Origin of the sequence: Achromobacter sp. NPDC058515, assembly GCF_042721735.1 — a bacterium.
Lineage (GTDB): Bacteria > Pseudomonadota > Gammaproteobacteria > Burkholderiales > Burkholderiaceae_B > Achromobacter.
The window spans coordinates 124340-146147 of record NZ_JBHXNI010000018.1; the positions used below are offsets into that span (position 1 = coordinate 124340).

Consider the following 21808-nt stretch of genomic DNA (forward strand, 5'->3'; position numbering starts at 1 on the left):
GTTAGACCTACTGCTTCACGTGCTGCTCCAATCGATGTGCCTCGGACTTTGTACGATAAACATATTTCTCGTACGGTACGAGGCAGACGCAGACACGCAAATTGCGGCTAACCCTAGGAAAGATCCGCCCACCAATTCCTGAAGGGCTCCGGGTCCAGGTTGCCCGGCACGTACCAGACCTTCCGGGTCTTGTCCCATTGGGCCCCCAGCGCCTTCACGACATCCCTGTTCGCGTAGGCGACCTTGAGGTCGCGATGGCCCAGGGCCTTGGCCGGCATGGCCTGATTGCGGCGCAGGGAGGTGTCCGCCCGCTTCTGAATGCCGCCCAGCTGCAATTGCGCGATGAACTCGCTGCGCAGCGCGGGCTCCTCCGAGGCAATCAAGGTCAGCCGGGTTTTCGTGCGGGTGGCGGCGACGTAGAAGAGGTTTCTTTCTTCTTCAAGTTGACGAAGCGGGTTGGGAAATTCGCCGGCGTCCATGAAGGGCAGGATGACGTGGTCGAATTCCTTGCCCTTGACGTGGCCGATGCAGTCCATCAATACCGCGTTCTTGCCGGGGCGCCCACTGGCAAAGGCTTCCGCGGCGCCTATCCATTCGGAAAACTGGCGCAGGGTCTTGCCGGAATTGCGCGCGGTCGTGATGAACCCCGTCACGGACTTGGCGACGACAGATGCTTCGTAGGGATGGACATACAGGCGCCTGGCCAATTTATCCATATCCATGATGTCGCAGACTTTCTCCAAGGCGCCATGGGCGGGCGTGTCGGCGGACAGGCCGCGCAGGTGCGACACGGCGTCCGCGATGCGCGTGCGCGCGGCGACACTGCCCACGCGCTGGATCTGGCCGTCGAAAAAGTGCTTCAGCGCCGACGGTTCCTTCGAGAGCGTGGCCTTGGCCTCGCGCAGCTCCTGCGGCGTGAAGGGCACCTCCGCAAACGTGGCCAGCGCCTCCACGATCGCTTCACGCGTGTCGGGGGAGGCGACATGGTGGAAATCGTCCAGCGCGATCGCGATCATGCCGCGCAGGAACAGGATCTCTTCGCGCAGCAGGTAGCTCTTCATCGTCAGCGTACGGTACTGCACGCCCGCGTTCATCAGCGCGTTTTCGATTTCTATGGACTGATGGGCGTCGCGCAGCAGGACACAGCAGTGGTCCAGCGGCTTGCGGTCCTGCTTCCATTGAAGAACGGCTTTGACGACCTCGGAACCGCAAGCGCCCGGGGTGTTCGCATACGTCGGTTCGTGGATCTCCGTGCGCACGGGCAGGTTGGAATCGACGGACTTGCGCTTGAAGGCTTCCATGGCGTAGGCCAGATGGGGGCCATGACGGTAGGTCATCGTCAGCGGAAACCTGACGCAATCGGGAAAGCTGGCGGCGATGCGATGCTGCAGGAACGATTCATCGGCGCCCAGGTGGGTATAGATGACCTGATCCTTGTCCCCCACGCCGACGAAGTAGGTAATGCCGATGCCCAGCAGGGCCTCGATGATGCAGAACGACGCCTCGTTGGTGTCATGCAGTTCGTCGCAGACCACCAGCTTGTAGAGCGGCAGGTGGTGGCGCGTGTCGGGCGCCGCGCGCAGCATGCACGCAAGGTCATAGGTGGCGTCGAAGAATCCACGGGCGTCGACATAGCCGAACACGTCGACGCGCTGCTTTTCGTATTCGACGGCCCAGAGGTAGTCCGTCAACGGAATGCCCGCGCTCTGCGCGGCGTACTCGGGATCGGCCTCGCCGTCGCGGGAAAGCGCCATCGTCGCCTTCAGCTTCAGCAAGCTGTCCAGGAACTGGCTGACGGCCGTGTTGTGGGTGCGGATATCGAGCAGGTCTGCGTACTGCGGGTTGTTGAGCGCCACGTTTTCCAGCGCGGACAAGGCATAGCCCTGCTGTTCGCGCGTGGAAGGCAAGGCCGCCGGCTTGCCGTCCTCGATCCTGGACAGGACGCGCTGCGCGAATTCTTCAACGGTCTGCACGTTGACGCGCCGGGCGGTGTTGTAGGCGATGCCCACGTCCACCAGGCGCGCCTGCAGGACCTGCCGGGCTTCATCGGTGAAGGTCAGGGCGAGTATGTCTTCGGGCGCCAGGCCCCGGGTCAGCGCCTCTCCGATGCGCAGAGCCAGGGTGGTGGTTTTTGCGGCCCCCGCATTGGCGATGACCAGGCTGCTCCGGCTCCGCGAGGTCTGGATGTTTCTCTGTTCTTCGGTGGGGACAAATCCTGCGGGGAAGAACTGGGCGGAAGGGGAAGAAGTGGTCATCGGGGGGTAAGCGGGCGGGCGGAGAAGGCCGCTGGGTCCAGCGGCAGCCCCAGTGTAGGGGATTGCGCCGCCCGCCGGGGCTTACCTCACCGGCCACCCGTACATCAGGCCGCCGTCGCGGTAGGAGGCATTCAGGCCTCGCGTGAGCTTCAGCGGGCTGCTGGGGCCCAGGTTCTTCTCGAAGCTCTCGCCGTAGTTCCCGATGTTCTTGATGATGTTGTAGGCCCACTTGTCATCAAGCCCCAGGTTCTTCCCCATGCCGGGCGTCACGCCCAGCAAGCGCTGCACGTTGGGATTGGTGCTCTTGAGCATCTCGTCGACGTTCTTCGACGTGACCCCGTATTCCTCGGCTTCGAGCATGACGGACATCGTCCAGCGGACCAGGTTGAACCACTGCTCGTCGCCCTGGCGCACCATCGGGCCCAGCGGTTCCTTGGAGAAGTTCTCGGGAAGAATGTCGTACTTGTCCGGATTTTCCAGATTGCTGCGCGCCGCGGCGAGCTGCGACTTGTCGCCGGTGAACGCGTCGCAACGGCCCACGGCGAACGCGCGGATGATCTCGTCCAGCCGTTCAACGACCACGGGCTTGAACACGATGTTCTGCGAACGGAACCAGTCCGCCAGGTTCAGTTCGGTGGTGGTGCCCGGCTGCACGCAGACCGTGGCGCCATCCAGTTCCTTGGCGCTTTTCACGCCCAGGGACTTGTTCACCATGATGCCCTGGCTGTCGTAGTAGTTCACGCCCACGCCGATCAGGCCCAGGGTCGTGTCGCGCGTCAGCGACAGGGTGGTGTTGCGCGGCAGCACGTCCACTTCGCCCGATTGCAGCGCGGTAAAGCGCTGCACCGCGCTGACCGCCATGATCTTGGATTTGGAGGCGTCGCCAAACATGGCGATGGCCAGGGCCCGGCACAGGTCGACGTCCAGGCCGATCCAGCCGCCCTTGCTGTCGTTGACCGAAAAGCCGGCGACGCCCGTGGATACGCCGCATTGGACAAAGCCCTTGTTCTTGACCGCCTCGAAAGTCACGCCAGCGTGGGCGGTCCAGGACGAGATGAACAAGGCGCTGCCTGCCGCAACCAATTTGAGTGCTTTCATGGTGTCTCCGCGCGATCCGGCGCATTTTATCGATCAGCCGAAGGCTGAGGTGCGCGGAATGGTAGCCAGCAGGCCAGGAGGGGAGAATCAGGGAATTCCCGTTAAATCCGGCGAACGGAATTTGATCCGCGCCAGGCGGACGGCCGCCAGCCCGGCCTGCGCGCTTCATCGACCGGCCGGAAATACAAACAGGCAATCATCGTAGAGGAATGGGTCTGTGCGCCGCCTTTGCGGCTGACTAGCATTTGGACATCGCCATCGCATCGTTCGGCGCAGCGCCAGGCGGGCGCATTCAGGGAGAAACGAATGACACCATCCACACAGCAATCCAAGGTCGTGCTGCTGACCGGCGCGAGCAGCGGCATAGGCGAAGCGACGGCGCGCCTGCTCGCGGCCCAGGGCCATCGCCTGGTATTGGGCGCGAGGCGGGTAGAGCGCCTGCGGTCGCTCTCGGAGGAGCTGCAGTCCCTGGGGTTCCAGGCGGCGTATTGCGCGCTGGACGTGACCCGCCTGGAAGCCATGCAGGAATTCGCCGCGTTCGCCGAAGCAAGCTATGGGCCGGCCGATGTCATCATCAACAACGCGGGCATCATGCCGCTCTCGCCCCTGAATGCGACCAAGGTGGACGAATGGGACCGCATGATAGACGTCAATATCCGGGGCGTGCTGCATGGGATCGCCGCGGTCCTGCCGGGCATGGAGGCGCGCGGCAAGGGGCAGATCATCAACGTGTCTTCCATCGGCGGCCACGCGGTTTCGCCCACGGCGGCGGTGTACTGCGCCACCAAGTATGCGGTGCGCGCGATCTCCGACGGGCTGCGCCTGGAATCAAACCGTATCCGCGTCACCATCATCTCGCCGGGCGTGGTGGAGTCGGAGCTGGCCGATACGATTTCCGATCCCTCGGCGCGGGAAGAGATGAACGTGTTCAGGCGCATCGCGATCCAGCCCGACGCCATTGCGCGCGCCATCGCTTATGCCATTGAGCAGCCGGGCGACGTGGACGTCAGCGAAATCATCGTCCGCCCCACCGCCAGCCCGTACTGAGCTTGCCCCGCGCAGGCCGCTTCATATATTTTTAAAAACGAATAATTGGCCGGAATTTCTCATTTGTTATGAGGAGGGCCTCTCCCTATGATCGGCAGGGTTGCGTTAGTCAGCAACTCACATCAAGGGGAAAAAAATGAAAACCTGGAAACTGCTCGGCGCGGCGGCGGCCGCGCTATGCGGCCTGGCCGCGTCGGCTAACGCCGAGAACGCGGCCTATCCCAAAGGGCCGGTAACGCTGGTCGTGCCTTTCGCGCCCGGCGGATCGACGGACGTGATCGGGCGGCTGCTGGCCGAGCGCCTGGCGGTCGCCCTCAAGCAGCCCGTCGTCGTGGAGAACCGCTCGGGCGCCGGCGGCAACATCGGCGCCGCGGTGGTGGCCAAGGCCGCGCCCGATGGCCAGACGCTGCTCTTTGGCACCACGGGCATCCTGTCCATCAACGAGTTTCTCTACGCCAATCCGGGCTACAAGGCCAACCGCGATCTGCTGCCGGTCATCTACACCGCGTCCATCAGCAACGTGCTCATCGTCAACAAGGATCTGCCCGTTTCCAGCGTGGCGGACCTGATCAAGCTGGCCCAGGCCAATCCCGGCAAGTACTCCTTCGCGTCCTCGGGTTCGGGAAGCTCCACCCATCTATCCGGCGAGCTGTTCAAGAACATGGCGGGCGTCGACCTGATGCACGTGCCGTACAAGGGCAGCGGACAGGCGCTGGTGGACCTGGTGGGCGGCCAGATCAATATGATCTTCGACAACGCGCCGTCGGCGGTGCCGCTGGCGCAATCCGGCAAGGTGAAGGCGCTGGCGGTCACAAGCGCCACGCCGCTGTCCGTCTTGCCCGGGGTGCCGCCGCTGGGCGACGCCGGGCTCAAAGGCTATGAGTCGCTGTCGTGGACGGGCGTGGTGGCGCCGGCGGGAACGCCCCAGCCGGTCGTGGACAAGCTCAACCGGGAACTGAACGCCATTCTTGCCGATGAGGGCGTACGCAAGAAGCTCACCGAGCTGGGCGCGCAGGCAACCGGCGGAACGCCGCAGGACTTCACCGCGCATATCGAGGCCGAGCGGGCCAAATGGGGCAAGCTGGTGCGGGACGCGAAGATCGCCACGCAGTAGGCAATGCCCTGGCAACAAGAAAGCGCCGCGAGCCCTGAAGCCCGCGGCGTTTTTTTCTAGGTCGCCTGGCGCGGCTTCCTGTCCTTTCGGCCCAGCACCCGCACGCCGGGCGGCACCGGCTTGTCGCTGATGATCTCCCGCATGTATTGCAGGAACAGCTCGGAACTGGCGGACAGGGACCGCAGGCGGCGCGTGATCAGGCAGACCTCGCGCGACAGTTTGGGCGAGCTGAGTTCGCGGAAGACAAAGGCGGCGGGCTCCGCGTCGCCGGCCGTCCGCGGCGGCACGATGGAGCTGGCCGCCAAAGATGGCAGGATGCAATAGCGTCCACCGCTGCGCAGCACGGCATGAAGCGACGAGGTCCTGGAGACTTCGTCGTGCTGCTGCTCGAAGAAGCCAGGCTTGCCCGCATGCGCGCGCAGGAATGCGCCGATGCCGGTGTCTTCGGTGAACCCAACGTACTCGGCCGGGTCCAGGTCGGCCCATTTCAACGGGCGCGACCCTTGCGCGTAGGGATACGAGGCGGCGCAGATCACGCCGTAGCGGTCTTCGAACAGCGGGGTGTAGACCAGGTCGTCGAAGCCATGATGCGAGGTGGATATCGCAAAATCGATATCGCCGTTGGCGATCATTTTCTCGACCTGCTCGGAGCCGGCGTCATGGAGCGAGAACGTGATCTTGGGGTAGGCCTGGCGAAACGCGGCAATGGCGTCTCCCAGGAAGTAGTTGGTGACGGACGCCACGACCGCGATCCTGACGTGCCCCTGCCGCCCTTGGGACAGCGCTTCCAGGTCGCTCACCGCGCCATCGAACTGGCTGAGGATGCGCTCGGCCTCGGGCTTGAAGCGCGCCGCTTCCTGGGTCATCACCACGCGGCGCGTGCTGCGGTCAAAGAGCTTGACGCCCACCGCTTCCTCGAACTGCTGGATCGTGGCGGTCAGCGAGGACTGGGTCAGGAACAGCTGCGAGGCTGCGACCGTGAACGAGCCCGTGTTGGCCACCGCCACGAAACTGCGGAAATGCCGCAGGGAGATATTTCGCTTCATAGTCGGCGTGCGCTGGATATATTGGCAAAAACGAATAATAAACAAATATCAACCATTTGTAGTGAAGAAAGCCCCGCTCTAGAATTTCTCGCAAGCCGGCGTGGCGCACGCGCCGTCGACCGTTGCTATTCGATGCCAGAGGGAGTTCAGCAAATGAGCAGTGCAGGCGTATTACAAATCGAGCCGATGCGGGATCGGTGTTCCGCCGAGGAATGGCAGGCGCGCGTGGATCTTGCCGCCTGCTATCGGCTGGTGAATCTGTATGGCATGTCGGACATGATGGCCAATCACATTTCGGCGCGCGTGCCGGGCGAAGACGGCGCGTTCCTGATCAACGCCTACGGCATGATGTATGAGGAGATCACCGCGTCCAGCCTGATCAAGGTGGACCATGTCGGGGCGATCCTGTCCCAGCCCGATTTCGGCGGCCTGGGCTACGGCGTCAACAAGGCGGGCTATGTTATCCACAGCGCGGTGCACGCCGCGCGTCCGGAGGTGGCCTGCGTGATACACACGCACAGCTGGGCCTCGATGGCGGTTTCCTCGCTGGAATGCGGCCTGCTGCCCCTCACCCAGACGGCCATGCGCTTTCTGAAGATCGGCTACCACGACTACCAGGGCGTTGTGCTGGACCTGGCGGAGCAGGAATCGCTGGTGGCCGACCTGGGCGGCGGCGAAGCCCTCATCCTGCGCAACCACGGCGCGCTGACGGTGGGCAACAGCGTCGGCGAGGCCTTCAACTGGATGCACCGGCTGGAGCTGGCCTGCCGCGCCCAGCTTGCGGCCATGGCGGCCAACTCGCCGTTTGCGCGGGTCGCGGAACCCGTGCTTGAAGAGACCTGGAAAAACTACCAGCCCGGCACGCGGCGTCCGTATGGCGTGATGGAATGGCCGGCGCTGCTGCGCAAGCTTGACCGCATGGATCCCTCTTTCCGCACCTAGGCGCAACCATCATGACGACACAACAACCCCTGCGCATCCTGATGTCGGAGCAGACCCTGGGCCGGATCGGCGGCCAGCTTGCCGAAGCGCTGGGCGGGCGCGCGTACGAGCCCGTCATCGCGGCGCAATCGCATGGCAATGAACCCGCGGACGTCGACCTGGCGTTCATCTCGCGCGACGTGACCGGCCTGTCGACCAAGCACCGGGTGCTTGAGTCGCTGGAGTCCTTTTATGTCTCGCTGCGCAAGTCGCCCCGGCTCGCCTGGGTGCACGCCCATTCGGCCGGCGCCGACCGGCCCATCTTCGCCGAACTCAAGGAGCGGGGCATCCGCGTGACGACCTCGTCAGGAGCCAACGGGCAGGTGGTGGCGCAAACCGCGCTGGCAGGCGTACTGGCGCTGGCGCGGGAGTTTCCCCGGATGTTCGATGCCCAGCGCAAGCGGGCGTGGACGCCGCTGATCGGCGGGCTGCTGCCGCGCGACCTGGCCGGCCAGACCGCCGTGGTGGTGGGATGGGGCCCCATCGGCCGCCAGCTCGCGGGCTATCTTCAGATGCTGGGCCTGACCGTGATCGCGGTGCGCAGCGCCGCCGCGCCGGCCTCGGACGGCGTGGAGACCTTTGCCTTTGAAGACCTGGCCGACATCGCCGGGCGCGCAGACTGGCTGGTGCTGGCGTGCCCGCTCAGCGACCGCACGCGCGGGCTGGTGGACGCCCGCCTGCTGGCGCGCATGGCGCCGCACGCCCGGCTCGTCAACGTGGCGCGTGGAGAGGTTGTCGTCGAATCCGACCTGATCGACGCCCTGCGCGCGAACGCGCTGGCCGGCGCCTACCTGGATGTCTTCGAACATGAACCGCTGGCCAGCCAGTCCCCGCTATGGGACCTGGAAAACGTCATCGCCACCCCGCATTCGGCCGGCCATTCGGACGGCAACGAGGCCCGCGTGGACCGCATATTCCTGGACTACCTGCGCGACTGGCGGCAATAGATCCGCCGCCCGCCCCGTAGCGTCCGCAACCGAACTCATCCCTTAAGGACTTCCCATGCCCCAGATCGCCGCGCGCATTCAGCGCATCAAACCCTCTCCCAGTTCCATGGCCGGCCAGCGCGCGCGCGAACTGCGCGCCACCGGACGCGACATCGTGGCCTTGACGGCCGGCGAACCGGATTTCGATACGCCGGAGAACGTGACGCAGGCGGTCGTGCGCGCGATGGCGCAATCGCGCACCAAGTACACGGACGTGGGCGGCACCCCCGAACTGAAGGCCGCCATCCGCGAGAAGTTCCGCCGCGACAATGGCCTGGACTACGCCGCCGGCGAGATCATCGTGGGCAACGGCGGCAAGCAGATCATCTTCAATGCGCTGCTTGCCACGGTCGAGGAAGGCGACGAGGTCATCGTGCCCACGCCGTACTGGGTGTCCTATCCCGACATCGTCCTCTTGGCCGGCGGCACCCCCGTCTTTGTCGCCTGCCCGCCGGGGCAGGGATTCAAGCTGCAACCCGCCGATCTGGAAAGGGCCATCACGCCGCGCACCCGCTGGCTGATCCTGAACGGCCCCAACAACCCCAGCGGCGCGACCTACTCGCGGGAAGAGCTCAAGGCGCTGGCCGAGGTGCTGCTGCGCCATCCGCACGTGTGGCTGATGACGGACGACATCTACGAGCACATCCTGTACGACGGCCGGCAATTTGCCACGATGGCGCAAGTGGAGCCGGAGCTCAAGGCGCGCACGCTCACCATCAACGGCGTCTCCAAGGCCTACGCGATGACGGGCTGGCGCATCGGGTATGGCGCGGCGCCCGCCGCGCTGATCAAGGCCATGACCAAGCTCCAGTCGCAAAGCACCTCGAACCCGTCGTCCATCAGCCAGGCCGCGGCGCAAGAGGCGCTGTCGGGGCCGCAGGACTTCATGGCCGAGCGCACTCGGATCTTCCAGGAACGCCGGGATGTGGTCGTGGCCAGCCTGAACCGGATCGAGGGCATCTCCTGCCATGTTCCGGAGGGCGCGTTCTACGTGTTTCCGTCGTGCGAGGGCATACTGGGAAAGAAGACGCCGTCCGGGCAGGTCTTGAAATCGGACGAAGACTTCATCCTGTACCTGCTGGACGAGGAGAACCTGGCCGTGCTGCAAGGGGCGGCTTACGGCGTGTCGCCGTTCTTCCGGATTTCCTATGCGACGTCGATGGACCTGCTGGAGGAGGGATGCGCGCGGATCAAACGGGCCTGCGAGAAACTGGCCTGAAGCGCGGGAGGGGGCGCAGGGTAAAATGCGCGGCATGAAAACTTCAGGCTTCAACTGGCCCGGTCAATGAAGCGCCGGTGAATGGCCCAGTCACCGCGAGGGCCTGTGCGAGGCTCCTTTTAGTGTGAACAGGCCCTAGTCATGCCCCATCCTGTGCCCGCGTCTCCCTCTCCCTTCCTGGCTCAGATCCGCCAGATGCTGGATGCCTTGCCGCCCAGCGAGCGGCGGCTTGGCGAATTCCTGCTGGACTTTCCCGGAGACCTGGCGAGCTACACCGCGTCCGAACTGGCCGAACTGGTCCAGGTTTCCAATTCGACCGTGACGCGGTTCATCCGCAGGCTCGGGTACGACAGCTACGAAGCGGCGCGGCGCCTCGCCCGCGAGGCGCGGGAAGAGGGCTCTCCGCTGTTTTCCAAGCCTTCGGGGCCGGGCGCGGCCTCGGGCTCCATCGAGGCGCACATCCGGCTCGCGCAGCAGAATATCGCCGCCACCTTCAGCCAGATATCAGAGACCACGATCAGCGAGATCGCCGAAGCCATCGCCGGCGCCGACGGCGCCTGGTTCATGGGCTATCGCAACAACCGCAGCTTCGCGGCCTATCTGCGCTGGCAGCTTGCGCAGCTGCTGCCGCGCACGCAGGTCATTCCCGGGCCGGGCGAAACGCTGGGCGAGTACGCCGTGGACATGAACCGCGGCGTCGTGCTGGTCGTCTTCGCGCTGCGGCGCAGCCCGGCTGTCGCCGCCCAGTTTGCAAGCCGGGCGACCGCCGCGGGCGCCCGGGTGGTCTACATCACGGACCAGCTGTCCAGGACCGCCGTGAACGCGCAATGGATCCTGCGATGCCACTCGGCCGCGCCGGGCCCGCTGGACAACCACGTGGCGCTCATGCTGCTGTGCGACCTGCTTGCGACCCGCGTCATGGAACAGGCGGGCAGGGCGGGAAGAAGCCGGCTTTCCAAGGTCGAGGCCGAGCACGAATCGATGGCCGAACTGCACGCCGCGCGCGTGGCGGGCGTGCCCAAACCCTGAGGCGCCGGACAAGGCGCGCCTGAGCGGCGCGCCGGGCGGAGGGTTTTTCCCTATTCTGATGAAAAGAATTTTTCACTATCTTCTCATCACGAAAAATTGATTTCAGTGCAAAAACGCCCGCTCAGGTCGCCGATGCGCGGCGATTCCGCTACGACTGTCCGCCTCACCCGAGGGAGAAATTGCCATGGCTGGAGACGCAATCGTTTCGTCGTCCGCACCCAAAACCGAGCAAATGCGCCAGTTGGAATCGGCCCTGGACGGCATGGGGATCACCCGTTCGCACAAGTCCATCATCTTCCTGGTGGTCTGTGGCGTGCTGTTCGACGTGTTCGAGCAGAACGCGGTCGGATTGGTCGGCCCGCTGCTCATCAAGCACTGGGGCCTGAACGCGACCGACATCGGCTTTCTCAACACCGTCACCTTCATCGCCGCGGCGCTCGGCCGGATCGGATCGGGCTTCTTCGCCGACCGCAAGGGCCGGCGCTACATGCTCAACGTGAACCTGGCCCTGTTCACGTTCGGCGCCATTATTTGCGCAACGGCGCCGAACTATACGGTGCTGACCATCGGGCGCTTCATCGTTGGTCTCGGCCTGGGCGGCGAGATCACCACCGCGGTCACCATGCTGGCGGAATTCTGTTCAACGCGGTTTCGCGGCACGGCCGTGGGCCTGATCAACGTGGGCGGCGGCGGCCTGGGCAACATGCTGGCGCCGGCTTTTGCCCTGACCGTGTTCGCGATCTTCCCCGGAGAAAACGCCTGGCGCTGGCTGTTTGCCTGCCTGGTGCTGCCGGCGGTCTTCATCGTGTTCTACCGGCGATTCATCCCCGAGACGCCACGCTACCTGCTCTCGCAGGGCAAGGTGGACGAGGCCAACAAGGTGCTCTCGATGCTGGCTGCCGGGCAACTGGCGAATGGACGATTTCCGGTCCGCCAGTACATCACCGCCGCGCCGGGCAAAGCCGCCGAAGGCGCCCGCAAGACCTCCATCGCCGACATCTTCAGCGGCGTCTACAGGCGCCGCACCATCGCCGTCGGCATCGCCTCGTGGATGACCTTTGGCGCGCAATTGTCGGTGCTGACGCTGATGCCGACGATCCTGGTGTCGCAGGGCTACTCGATCACCAAGAGTTTCGCTTTCACCATCGTGATGCAGAGCGGCAGCCTGCTCGGCGCGATCGCCGCATCCGTGATGGGCTACAACTTCCCGCGCAAGCGCGTGCTCACCCTCGGCGCCATCGCCGCGTGCATGGCCGGACTCGCCTTTGGCTACCTGTCCACCAGCACCACCCTGGTGCTGGTCTTTGGCGCCCTGTTCCAGTTCAGCGTGCTCACGCTGAACACATCCATCTGGATCTACGCGCCGGAACTCTACCCGACCCGCATGCGGGGGATGGGCGTCTCGTTCCTGCTGGCGCTGGGCACCGTCGGCGGCGCGCTCTCGCAGCTGGCGGCCGCCAGGATGTTCGATCTGCACGGCGCGGCGGGCATGTTTGCAATGATTGCGATCATGTATGCCATCTTCGCGGTCGCGGTACAGTTCGCGCCGGAAACCTTCGGCAAATCGATCGAAGAAGAGAAGGGCGAAGACCCCGACGCCGCTGCCATGCCCGGAGCGGCCCTGGAGTCGGTCCGCAATCCCTGAGGCTATCCCGCTCACCCATGCAAAACACCATGAAGCCTGTTGTCCTGCTGATCAACCCGAACACCTCCCGCGAAACCACGGCCATGATGCACCGCCTTGCGCGCGCCGCATTGCCAGAGGCATACGCGCTGCAAAGCGAAACCGCGGCCAACGGCGCGCCGATGATCACCAGCGACGAGGAGCTTGCCGTCTCGATACAAGAGGTGCTGGCGATAGGGCGCCGGCATGCGGCCGATGTGGCCGCCATCGTGATTGCGGCCTTCGGCAATCCGGGGCTTGAGACGCTGCGGCAACGCGTCGCCATCCCGGTGGTGGGCATCGGCGAAGCGTCGCTGCAAGAAGCGGCCCGCGGCGGCCGCCGCTTCGGCGTGGCAACCACCACGCCCGGTCTCGAAGCCTCGATCACGGCGTCCGTCGATGCGCTGGGACTGACGCCGTGCTTTACCGGATGCCGGATTCCGGCGGTCGATCCGCTGAGATTGGCCGCGGACGCCGGCCTGCAGGACACGTATCTCGAACAGGCGGTGACCTCCTGCATTGTCCAGGACGGCGCCGAAGCCGTGGTGATAGGCGGCGGGCCGCTGGCGCAAAGCGCCGAGCGGATCGGCCCGCGCTTTGCCATCCCGGTGATTTCACCCGTCGCCGCAGCCATGCGGGCCGTCGCCTCGGCGTTGAACCAGGACCGTCGCCTGCACCCTGAACAAGCACTCAAAGGCTCGATATGCTGAAGAAGAACTTTGCCGGATTGGCCGTCATTGGCGCCCTCGCGCTGAGTTCCGTCGCGGCCAGCGCACAGACAATCTCATTGCGCGATCTCAACCAGATGAGTCAGCCGGATTTTGAAGCGGCGCTGGGCGGGATTTTCAACAGGGCGCCATGGGCCGTCAGCCAGCTTGCCGCCAAGCGGCCTTTCGTGGGCTTCGTGGACATGTACGAACAGATGATCGCCGAAGTGAAGACCGCCGGCCATGACAAGCAGATGTCCGCGGTCCTGGGCCATCCGGAGCTTGCCTGCAAAAGTGTCAGGGCGCAGAACATAGCGGCCAATTCCCTGAAGGAGCAGAGCGCTTCGGGCCTGAACGAGTGCACGGAAGCCGAAGTGGCGCTGATCCAGAAGCTGAACAAGCAGTACAAGGACAAGTTCGGGTACCACTTCATGCTGGCGATCAAGGGGTACGACAAGGCGGAGATCATCGATGAATTCCAGCTGCGCCTGAACAACACGCAAGAGCAGGAATTCGAGAATGCGATGCAGCAGGTCTATAAGATCGCCATGACCAGGCTGCTGGATAAGGTGAAATAGCCTGCCATCAAGACCCATGCGGCCAACATAGTCTTTACCCCAATATTCATGCAAACTTCCGACAGACAAAGCGCGGCACGATTTACTGGTGTCATGGGCGCTCTGGTGGCGATCCTGGGCGCGGCGATTACGATCTGGCTGGCATTCATTCCGGGCGGCTCCTTTCCGAGCCTTAAGCCGGTGCTGATTGGGTTGGCGGCGGGCGCCACGAATCTGCTATGCCTGCCGTTTGTGGCGGCACATTGGTATCTTGCGGGCAAACCCGCCGGCGTGAAAGCGCTGCTTGGCTTTCAAACGCTGGGCGCGCTGGCAACCGTCTGGTATTACGTTGCGCTGACTTGATGGCATAGTCCGGCCCGCCGGCATTGCGCCCGGAGCCGCGCTGTTGCGCAAGCAGCGTATTCAGCCGTGGCTGTCCCGCGGTTTGCTCTGGCCGGCTCTGCCCGCGCAACCTCGCAGAACCGCTGCAGCAATGGCGAGCCGTCTTCCGGCCTGTACGCCAGCAGTACCTGGCTTTGCGCATCCGGCGTATCCAGCTCGCGATACGCCACGCCGGGAATTCCGGTCTTCATGTACGTGTCGGGCAATATGGAAATACCCATGCCCGCCGCCACCAGCCCGATGATGGTCGCGCCTTCGCGCGCTTCCTGCCCCACTTGCGGCGCAAAGCCCGCGCGGTTGGCCAGCACGCCGACGTGATCGAACAGTCCGCAGCCCAGCCCCCGCGGGAACAAGATGAAGGATTCGTCGGCCAGGTCGGCCATCGACAGCGGCGCGTCGCGCCGCGCCAGCGGGTGCGCTTGCGGCAAGGCGACCATCAGCTTGTCGCTCCATAAGGGCAGCGTTGCGATGTTGGGCGGGGGAACAAACAGAATCGACGGCCGCAGAAACCCCACGTCAACGGTCTTTGCGGCGAGCGCGCGCAATTGCTGGCCGGTCGACTGGTGGCTCAGATCGACGCCCACCCCGGGAAACGCGGTGCGGAACGCATGCACGATGCGCGGAAAGGCATCGAACATCGGCACGGATGCCGTGAACGCAACCCGGATTTCTCCGGTTTCCCCAAGCGCGGACTGGCGCACGACCTCGCCGGCGCGCTCCAGGTGCGCCAGCGCGCGGCGGGCCTGATCCAGGAACAACGCGCCGGCTTGGGTCAGTTCCACCGTGCGGCTGGTGCGCGTCAGCAGCGGCGACCCCAGTTCTTCTTCCAGCGACTTGATCTGCAGGCTTAGCGGCGGCTGGCTGACATGCAGCCGGCGGGCGGCCTGGCTAAAGCTCAGTTCTTCGGCGACGGCGACGAAGTAACGCAGTTGGCGAAAGTCCATATCAATTTGGAAAGCAAATAGATCGTCGCGAAAAAAGGTATTGGACGATATCGGTCTGGTCCGCCCATCATACCTGCACCCTACCGATACCTAGACGAATACAGGAGACAAAAATGAGAGCAATCGTCCCGTCACGGCCCGTCGCCGGGCGCCGCGCCATGCTTGCCGTCGCCGGATTGGGCGCGCTGGCTGCCGCCGCCGCCACGCTGTCCCCGCTGCCCGCCGCCGCCCAAGGCGCTTTTCCCGACAAGCCGATACGCATCGTCGTGCCGTACGCCGCCGGCGGCGGCGTGGACATCGTGACCCGGCTGGTCAGCCAGAAGATGGGCGATGCGCTGAAGCAGACCATCATCGTGGACAACCGCCCGGGCGCGGCCACGAACATAGGCATGGACATGGTGGCGCGCGCCCAGCCCGACGGCTACACCTTGTTGACCGCCTCGAACACGCTGGCCGCAAACGGCGCGCTGTTCTCCAAGCTGACCTTCGACCCCGCGCACGATTTCACCCCCCTGGGCGCGATCGGCTATGCGCCTCTGGCCGTGGTGGTGCCTACCGAATCGCCGTTCAAGACATTGAAGCAATTGACGGACTATGGCCGCTCGCATCCCGAGAAGCTGACTTACGCGTCGGCAGGCAACGGCAGCTCCGGCCATCTGGCCAGCGAACTCCTGAAGGCCGAGAGCGGCATGCGGGCGCTGCACGTGCCGTACAAGGGCGGCTCGCCGGCGGTCACGGATCTGTTGGGACAACGGATCTCGTTCATGTCCATCAACCCGCTGGAGGTGGTGTCGCATGTCCAGGCAGGGAAGCTGCGGCCCTTGGCCGTGCTGGACGACGAGCCCGCCGCCATGCTGCCAGGGGTGCCCACGGTGGTGTCGCAGGGCTTGCCGGGCGCGATGGCCACGGTGTGGTGGGGCCTGATCGGGCCCAAGGATATCCCGCCCGAGATAACGGCAAAGTTGAACACTGCGCTGCAAAGCGCGTTGAAGGACCCGGACGTGAAAAAGCGCTTCGGCGAAATGGGCGCGGTCGTCACGCCCGGCACCGGCCAGCAGTTCGGCGCTTTCGTCGCGGGCGAAACCACGAAATGGACCAAGGTCATCAAGGACGCGGGCATCAAGGCCGATTAGCCGCGTCCGGGCCGGCAGCGGGCCGCGCAGCGGCGGCGGCCGGCGTACATGCATAGAGGAATTGAAATGGAACGGCAAAAGAATGGGCTGATCGTCAGCGCGCATTCCGCGGATTTCGTGTGGCGGGCGGGCGGCGCAATCGCGTTGTACGCCAAGCGCGGATGGAAGATGACCGTGGTGTGCCTGGCGTTCGGCGAACGCGGCGAATCGGCCAAGCTGTGGAAGCAGCCGGGAATGACGGTGGAGCGGGTCAAGGCCGAACGGCGCGATGAGGCTCGGCGGGCGGCCGACATCCTGGGCGCCGACATCCGGTTCATGGACTGCGGCGATTACCCGTTGCGCGTGTCCGATGACGCGTTGTTCGAACTGGTGGACGTGTATCGCGAACTGCATCCGGAATTCGTGCTGACCCATTCGCAAAAGGACCCGTACAACTTCGATCATCCGCTGGCCACGCACGTCGCGCAGGAAGCGCGCGTGATCGCGCAGGCGCACGGGCACCATCCGGAACAGCCGGTCCTGGGCGCGCCGCCGGTATTTCTGTTCGAGCCGCATCAGCCCGAACAGTGTGAATGGAAGCCTGAAGTGCTGCTCGACATTTCCGACGTCTGGGAACAGAAGCGCCGCGCCTTCGAAACCATGGCGGCGCAAGAGCACCTGTGGGAATACTACACGCGCGTCGCATTGCAGCGCGGTGTGCAGGCATCGCGCAATTCCAACAAGAAGATCACGTACGCCGAGGGCTACCAGCGCGTGTTCCCCCAAGTGACCGGAGAGCTGGCATGAGCATTGCAGTAAGGAATATCCAACGCGCCGACAGCGCCGTGGTGGCGCGGCTGGCCACGGCCGGCGTGGCCACCGCGCATGAGGCCCAGCAGCGCAGCGGGCTGCTGCAGCCCTATATGCGGCCGGTATATGCCGGCGCATCGATCGCGGGCAGCGCCGTCACGGTGCTGGCGCAACCGGGCGACAACTGGATGCTGCACGTCGCCATCGAGCTTTGCCAGCCCGGCGACATCGTCGTCGTGGCCTGCGCGTCGTCCAACGAAGACGGCATGTTTGGCGAACTGCTGGCGACATCCATGCGCGCGCGCGGCGTGCAGGGACTGATCATCGATGCCGGTTGCCGCGACGTGGCGTCGCTGACCGATATGAAGTTCCCGGTGTGGTCCAAATGCGTTTCAGCCAAGGGCACCGTCAAGGCCACGCCCGGGTCGGTAAATGTGCCCGTGGTGTGCGCCGGCGCGCTGGTGCAGCCTGGCGACGTCATCATCGCGGACGACGATGGCGTGTGCGTGGTGCCGCGTGCACGGGCCGCCGGCGTGGCCGATGCCTGCGATGCGCGCATCCTGAACGAAGCGGCCAAGCGCAAGCGCCTGGCCGCCGGCGAACTGGGCCTGGACATCTATGGCATGCGGGACAAGCTTGCTGCCGCAGGCCTGGTGTATGTAGACAGCGGCTCAGACCTGTAGGCCCTGCATCGGCGGCCGCGAAAGAGGCTGAAACAGCTTATACACGCCGAATCCCTATCTGCAAGACTGACACAGGCTTGAGTGCTACCTTGTTTTCCAAATGAGTGATTGCCGGTTCCATTCGATGCGTACGCAATGGCGACATCGGGGGAGCGGCCCTCTACAGGAGAATAAATATGGCTATCACCAAACGATTGATTCAGGCTGTTCTTGCGAGTGTGCTGGTATTGGGCGTCAGCACGACGGCGCTGGCCGACAAGCAGGGGCGCAACACGGTCATCGGCGCAGGCCTGGGGGGCGTGGCCGGCGCATTGCTGTCTGATGGCGACCCTTGGGTGACGCTGGGCGGCGCCGCTGCGGGCGGAGTATTGGGGCATGTCGTCACGGACGACGATGACCGGGGCGGACGTCGCCACCATTGGGACCGTGACCGCGGGCGCGATCATTCGTACAGGCGCGCGGGTTATCGGGGGCATGACGGTTATCGAGGGCACAAGCGCTCGAATGGGCGCCATCGTCATTGAATTTGGGTTGTCGCAGGGCCGGCTGGCGGGCCGCAATGAAAAAAGCCGTTAATTCCCTGGGGATTAACGGCTTTGATTTTTGGCGCCCCGGGGAGCGGAATCGAACCGGCGGCTGCGGAGAGTTGCTCTCTGAATTGTTGAGGTTGATTTAATTCCGGGATGCTCCATGTATGCATTTTAAAACGCTTGGCGCAACGTTGCGCATGATAAAATCACAGTGCGACATCGCCGGGTGTCTGCGCGTTTTTAATATTCTGGCTGATCGATGGTCCGGACGTATGTGCAATGCATGTGCGCCTTTTTTTCTGCGTGCCTTTGCGGGACTCAATTTGAATGAAAGAAAGAAAAATAGTTGATTTTCGCGTATATACCATGTGCTCCGGCGGTGCGGACGAATTTCTTCGTTTGGCGAAACTTCATATGTTGCCGGTGCAAGTCCGCCATCTCGGTCAGCCCTTGGCTTTTTACAAGACCGAAATCGGGCAGCAGGAAGAGGTAATGCATTTATGGGGTTTTCAGTCTCTGGCAGATATGGAGCAGAGAAGGGCATTCAGGGATACGGACTCTGAGTGGGGCACATATTTGCGCGAGTCCGATGGCTTGATAGCGCGGCAGGAAAATACCGTTCTCTATCAAGCGCCCCTAAGAATCAATCAGGACCACGCGCGGTGCGACGGTCTGACGGTCGTGCAAATCAAGGCGACGACGGTAAAAAGAGGTCGCATGAAGGATCTGGTCTCTGCGTATGAAGAGTCGATCCTGCCGGTGCTGGACGAACACCGTGTCGGTATCGCTGGTATTTATACTTCCGAAGTCGGGAGTTTGAACCGGTTTGTCCAGATCACCGCTCATGAGAATTATGGCGCCATAGAAAGCTTCAACCAAAACTTGGCTGCAAGTTCCGAGTGGCTCGCATTCCGCAATCAGGTGGATAATCTCATTGTGGCCGAGTCCACACAAATAGCGAGAAAAATAGAGATGTCATAATGCGCTGCGGGCCAGCGCGCAGTGATCGACGGTCGATACTGTGCGCTATAAGCCGGCCCGTCTTAGCATCTGCGAACCGGCGCGCCGGCAAGATCGCCGGTCACGGCGCCATCGGCCAAGGTGGGGCGGCCGTTCACAAAAACCCATTCGATTCCACTGGCGAACTGTCGCGGGTTCTCGTAAGTGGCGTTCGCTTTTACGTTGGCTGGGTCAAAAACGGTGATATTGGCCCGATAGCCTTGTTTGATCAGACCCATGTCGCCGAGTTTGAATGTACGCGCCGTCGCGCCCGTCATTTTGAATATGCTCTCTTCGAGCGTCATCCAACCCTTGTCGCGCACCAGCTCACCGAGGACTTTCGGGAATGTTCCGTATTGGCGCGGGTGAGGGTGATCTCCGACGTCCAGGCCGTCGCTGCCTATCATGCTGTGCGTGTGGGTAAGCACATTCCGGAGATCCTCCTCGCACGAATTCTGCATGATCTGGCCCACCTCGCCTTGTTCTGCCAACATTAGGTCAAAAACAAACTCGCTGACCTCCTGGCCCGCCTGTTGAGCGGCTTCCACCACCGTCAGGCCCACGTAGATCTGGCGCTCGGCATGCTTTAGATAGGAGATGGAAATGTTTTGCCAGCCGAGGGCGGCGATACGGTTTTCCCAGCCGGGAATGCCGTGCGACCAGTCGTGCTTGATGCGCGCGCGGCATTCGCTCGATGCCAGGCGGTTCATCATGGCGTCCCGGCCCCCGTCCAGCACCCAGGGCGGAAACAGCATGGCCAGCGTTGTGCTGCCGGCCAGGTAAGGGTACATATCGGAATATGTTGAGATGCCGCGCTGGCGGGCCTCATCCAGCATGGCCAGGGACAGGCGGGACTTGCCGAAGTTCTGCGCGCCGCAGGTCTTGTGATGTGAGATCAGCAGCGGGATATGCGCGCGCTGGGCAACATCCAGAGACTCTTCTACAGATTCAAGCAGCCCATCCACCTGGTCTCGCATATGGGTGGCATACAGCCCGCCATAGCCGTTGACGATGCCCGCGAGGGCGACCAGTTCGTCTGAATCGGCATAGACACCCGGCACATAGCAAAGGCCGGAGGACAAGCCCAGAGCCCCCTGCCGCATGGCGCGATGTAGCAGGGCTTTCATGGCCTCGAGTTCGGCTGGGGTCGGCGCGCGGGCCTCAAGCCCCATGACGGCGGCTCGAAGCGCCCCGTGCCCTGTCAGTGTGGCGACGTTGACGGCGGCGCCTTGCCTGAACACGCGCTCGAAGTAGCCGTCGAGATCCTTCCAGTCCCACTCAATGTCTGGGTGGCCGAAGATCGGTGAAGCCTGCTCACGGAACGACGCCGCATTCGCGCCGGCGAGTGGGAATGTGGACCATCCGCAGTTGCCTAGCACTTCTGTCGTAACGCCCTGCCGGATCTTGCTTTCAGCGCCGGGGTCGGCGATCAGGGAGAGTTCGGAGTGGCAATGGCAGTCGATGAATCCGGGCGAGATGACCCGTCCGCTGCAATCGATCCGCTGTGCGGCGGATTCGCCTGCCAAATCGCCGATTGCGGATATACGACCACTTTTTACGGCAACATCGCCGGTAAATCGAGGGGTGCCGCTGCCGTCGATGATCGAGCCGTGGGCCAGAATGAAGTCGTGCATTATTGTTTCTCGATTCCGGCGCTTTCGATAAGCAGCGCCCATTTCTGCTGTTCCTGAGCAATCAACGCACTAAAGCCTTGCTGCGTTCCTGGCGTAGGCGTGGCAAAGGATTGTTTGAGCGTTGTTTGCACCGTGGACGAACGCATCGCTGTGTTGAGCGTCTCGCTCATCTTCATGACGATGTCCTTGGGCGTGCCGGATGGCGCGATAAGGCCGCCCCAGGCACCGTTTTCGTAATCCTTGAGGCCGCTTTCTGCCAGAGTCGGTATCGAGGGATCCATCTCGACGCGCTCGCCAGTGGTAATCGCCAGTGCACGCAGCTTGCCGCTTTTGACCATCGGATATGCGACCGTGGCATTGGTGAACGTATAGTCGAGCCGACCGCCGATCAGGTCTGTCAGCGTCTGCGGGTCGCCGTTGTACGGAATGAATTCGGTATCAATGCCGCTGAGGTCGTTGAAGAGTTCACCGCCCATGTGGCCGCTGCTGCCGAGATTGGCGGCCGCCCATGTCATCTGGCCAGGGGACCTTTTGGCCGCGGCAATCAGGTCGGCGACCGTTTTGTAGGGAGAATCGGACCGCACGATCAACAGATTGGGTACGGTGAACATCGGACCGATCGGAATGAAGTCCCGGTTCGCGTCGTATGTTAGTTGCTTGAACAGCGTTGGATTGATCGCCAGGTTATTAATATTCCCATAACTCAGTGTGTGGCCGTCGGGGGCTGAGCGCTTCAGGTTCGAGAGCGCAATCCCGCCCGCAGCGCCGGGTCGATTTTCGATAATGAAAGACTGGCCGGTGATTTTGGTCAGTTCGGCGGCGACGGCGCGCGTCAAGACATCAGATGCGGCGCCAGCAGTCGCTGGCAGCACGATGGTGACTGGCTTTGTCGGCCAGGCAGTCTCGGCGGCCAGGCTGCCATGCATACCTAATATCAAGCTCAGGAGGGCAATGAACGCGCAAATCTTGTGGCTCATGATTTGTCCTATATG

At 63.5% G+C, this 21808-nt stretch carries 21 protein-coding genes; 15 read left to right on the forward strand and 6 right to left on the reverse strand.

Translation table 11 applies throughout. The features are described from left to right. Positions 1 to 113 precede the first annotated feature (113 nt). On the reverse strand, positions 114 to 2255 hold the full coding sequence (locus tag ACFWP0_RS25750; protein WP_377847004.1) for a UvrD-helicase domain-containing protein: 2142 nt from the start codon (positions 2253 to 2255) through the stop codon (positions 114 to 116). An 81-nt stretch (positions 2256 to 2336) separates the two neighbouring features. Beyond that, positions 2337 to 3353 (reverse strand): amino acid ABC transporter substrate-binding protein, encoded by a 1017-nt coding sequence (locus ACFWP0_RS25755; protein WP_377847005.1) that lies wholly within the window; start codon positions 3351 to 3353, stop codon positions 2337 to 2339. A 306-nt stretch (positions 3354 to 3659) separates the two neighbouring features. On the opposite strand from ACFWP0_RS25755, the gene ACFWP0_RS25760 reads away from it, so the two are divergent. Both ACFWP0_RS25760 and ACFWP0_RS25765 read left to right on the forward strand, forming a co-directional pair. Beyond that, on the forward strand, positions 3660 to 4400 hold the full coding sequence (locus tag ACFWP0_RS25760; RefSeq protein WP_377847007.1) for an SDR family oxidoreductase: 741 nt from the start codon (positions 3660 to 3662) through the stop codon (positions 4398 to 4400). Positions 4401 to 4536: 136 nt separating this feature from the next. Beyond that, positions 4537 to 5514 (forward strand): Bug family tripartite tricarboxylate transporter substrate binding protein, encoded by a 978-nt coding sequence (locus tag ACFWP0_RS25765; protein WP_377847009.1) that lies wholly within the window; start codon positions 4537 to 4539, stop codon positions 5512 to 5514. 56 nt (positions 5515 to 5570) lie between these two features. Here ACFWP0_RS25765 and ACFWP0_RS25770 read toward each other — a convergent pair whose 3' ends face one another. Then, positions 5571 to 6560 carry a LysR family transcriptional regulator gene (locus tag ACFWP0_RS25770; RefSeq protein WP_377847011.1) on the reverse strand — a complete coding sequence of 330 codons (990 nt, stop codon included), beginning with the start codon at positions 6558 to 6560 and terminating at the stop codon, positions 5571 to 5573. Positions 6561 to 6713: 153 nt separating this feature from the next. Here ACFWP0_RS25770 and ACFWP0_RS25775 point away from each other — a divergent pair, with 153 nt between their 5' ends. From ACFWP0_RS25775 to ACFWP0_RS25810, 8 genes are all read left to right on the forward strand, one after another. Next, complete coding sequence (locus ACFWP0_RS25775) at positions 6714 to 7502, forward strand: class II aldolase/adducin family protein (RefSeq protein WP_377847013.1); 789 nt, start codon at positions 6714 to 6716, stop codon at positions 7500 to 7502. Positions 7503 to 7513: 11 nt separating this feature from the next. Next, positions 7514 to 8488, forward strand: coding sequence for a D-2-hydroxyacid dehydrogenase (locus tag ACFWP0_RS25780; RefSeq protein WP_377847015.1), 975 nt, complete (start codon positions 7514 to 7516; stop codon positions 8486 to 8488). Positions 8489 to 8543: 55 nt separating this feature from the next. Further along, on the forward strand, positions 8544 to 9746 hold the full coding sequence (locus ACFWP0_RS25785; protein ID WP_377847017.1) for an aspartate transaminase: 1203 nt from the start codon (positions 8544 to 8546) through the stop codon (positions 9744 to 9746). Between the two features lie 141 nt (positions 9747 to 9887). Further along, positions 9888 to 10775 (forward strand): MurR/RpiR family transcriptional regulator, encoded by an 888-nt coding sequence (locus ACFWP0_RS25790; RefSeq protein ID WP_377847018.1) that lies wholly within the window; start codon positions 9888 to 9890, stop codon positions 10773 to 10775. Positions 10776 to 10959: 184 nt separating this feature from the next. After that, positions 10960 to 12420: an MFS transporter gene (locus ACFWP0_RS25795; protein ID WP_377847020.1), complete on the forward strand. Its 1461-nt coding sequence runs from the start codon at positions 10960 to 10962 to the stop codon at positions 12418 to 12420. 29 nt (positions 12421 to 12449) lie between these two features. Continuing rightward, positions 12450 to 13148, forward strand: a complete 699-nt coding sequence (locus tag ACFWP0_RS25800) for an aspartate/glutamate racemase family protein (protein ID WP_377847022.1) — start codon at positions 12450 to 12452, stop codon at positions 13146 to 13148. Continuing rightward, positions 13142 to 13723 (forward strand): 2-oxo-4-hydroxy-4-carboxy-5-ureidoimidazoline decarboxylase, encoded by a 582-nt coding sequence (gene uraD, locus ACFWP0_RS25805; RefSeq protein ID WP_377847024.1) that lies wholly within the window; start codon positions 13142 to 13144, stop codon positions 13721 to 13723. Before ACFWP0_RS25800 ends, uraD begins: the two co-directional genes overlap by 7 nt. 48 nt (positions 13724 to 13771) lie before the next feature. After that, positions 13772 to 14065: a hypothetical protein gene (locus ACFWP0_RS25810; protein WP_377847025.1), complete on the forward strand. Its 294-nt coding sequence runs from the start codon at positions 13772 to 13774 to the stop codon at positions 14063 to 14065. On the opposite strand, the gene ACFWP0_RS25815 is transcribed toward ACFWP0_RS25810, so the two are convergent. Beyond that, complete coding sequence (locus ACFWP0_RS25815; RefSeq protein ID WP_377847027.1) at positions 14047 to 15048, reverse strand: LysR family transcriptional regulator; 1002 nt, start codon at positions 15046 to 15048, stop codon at positions 14047 to 14049. The two genes, ACFWP0_RS25810 and ACFWP0_RS25815, sit on opposite strands and share 19 nt — an antisense overlap. Before the next feature lie 113 nt (positions 15049 to 15161). Here ACFWP0_RS25815 and ACFWP0_RS25820 point away from each other — a divergent pair, with 113 nt between their 5' ends. From ACFWP0_RS25820 to ACFWP0_RS25840, 5 genes are all read left to right on the forward strand, one after another. After that, a complete protein-coding gene (locus ACFWP0_RS25820; RefSeq protein ID WP_377847029.1) occupies positions 15162 to 16181 on the forward strand; it encodes a Bug family tripartite tricarboxylate transporter substrate binding protein in 1020 nt (339 codons plus the stop codon). A 66-nt stretch (positions 16182 to 16247) separates the two neighbouring features. Then, positions 16248 to 16967 (forward strand): PIG-L deacetylase family protein, encoded by a 720-nt coding sequence (locus ACFWP0_RS25825; RefSeq protein ID WP_377847031.1) that lies wholly within the window; start codon positions 16248 to 16250, stop codon positions 16965 to 16967. After that, positions 16964 to 17653: a 4-carboxy-4-hydroxy-2-oxoadipate aldolase/oxaloacetate decarboxylase gene (locus ACFWP0_RS25830; RefSeq protein WP_377847033.1), complete on the forward strand. Its 690-nt coding sequence runs from the start codon at positions 16964 to 16966 to the stop codon at positions 17651 to 17653. Before ACFWP0_RS25825 ends, ACFWP0_RS25830 begins: the two co-directional genes overlap by 4 nt. Before the next feature lie 176 nt (positions 17654 to 17829). Continuing rightward, positions 17830 to 18177 (forward strand): hypothetical protein, encoded by a 348-nt coding sequence (locus tag ACFWP0_RS25835; RefSeq protein WP_377847035.1) that lies wholly within the window; start codon positions 17830 to 17832, stop codon positions 18175 to 18177. A gap of 333 nt (positions 18178 to 18510) precedes the next feature. Next, positions 18511 to 19164, forward strand: a complete 654-nt coding sequence (locus tag ACFWP0_RS25840; protein ID WP_377847037.1) for an NIPSNAP family protein — start codon at positions 18511 to 18513, stop codon at positions 19162 to 19164. A gap of 62 nt (positions 19165 to 19226) precedes the next feature. Here ACFWP0_RS25840 and ACFWP0_RS25845 read toward each other — a convergent pair whose 3' ends face one another. Then, entirely contained in the window at positions 19227 to 20816 is a 1590-nt protein-coding gene (locus ACFWP0_RS25845) for an amidohydrolase family protein (RefSeq protein WP_377847039.1), read from the reverse strand. Beyond that, complete coding sequence (locus tag ACFWP0_RS25850; RefSeq protein WP_377847041.1) at positions 20816 to 21793, reverse strand: Bug family tripartite tricarboxylate transporter substrate binding protein; 978 nt, start codon at positions 21791 to 21793, stop codon at positions 20816 to 20818. The genes ACFWP0_RS25845 and ACFWP0_RS25850 overlap by 1 nt, the downstream gene beginning before the upstream one ends. Positions 21794 to 21808 lie beyond the last annotated feature (15 nt).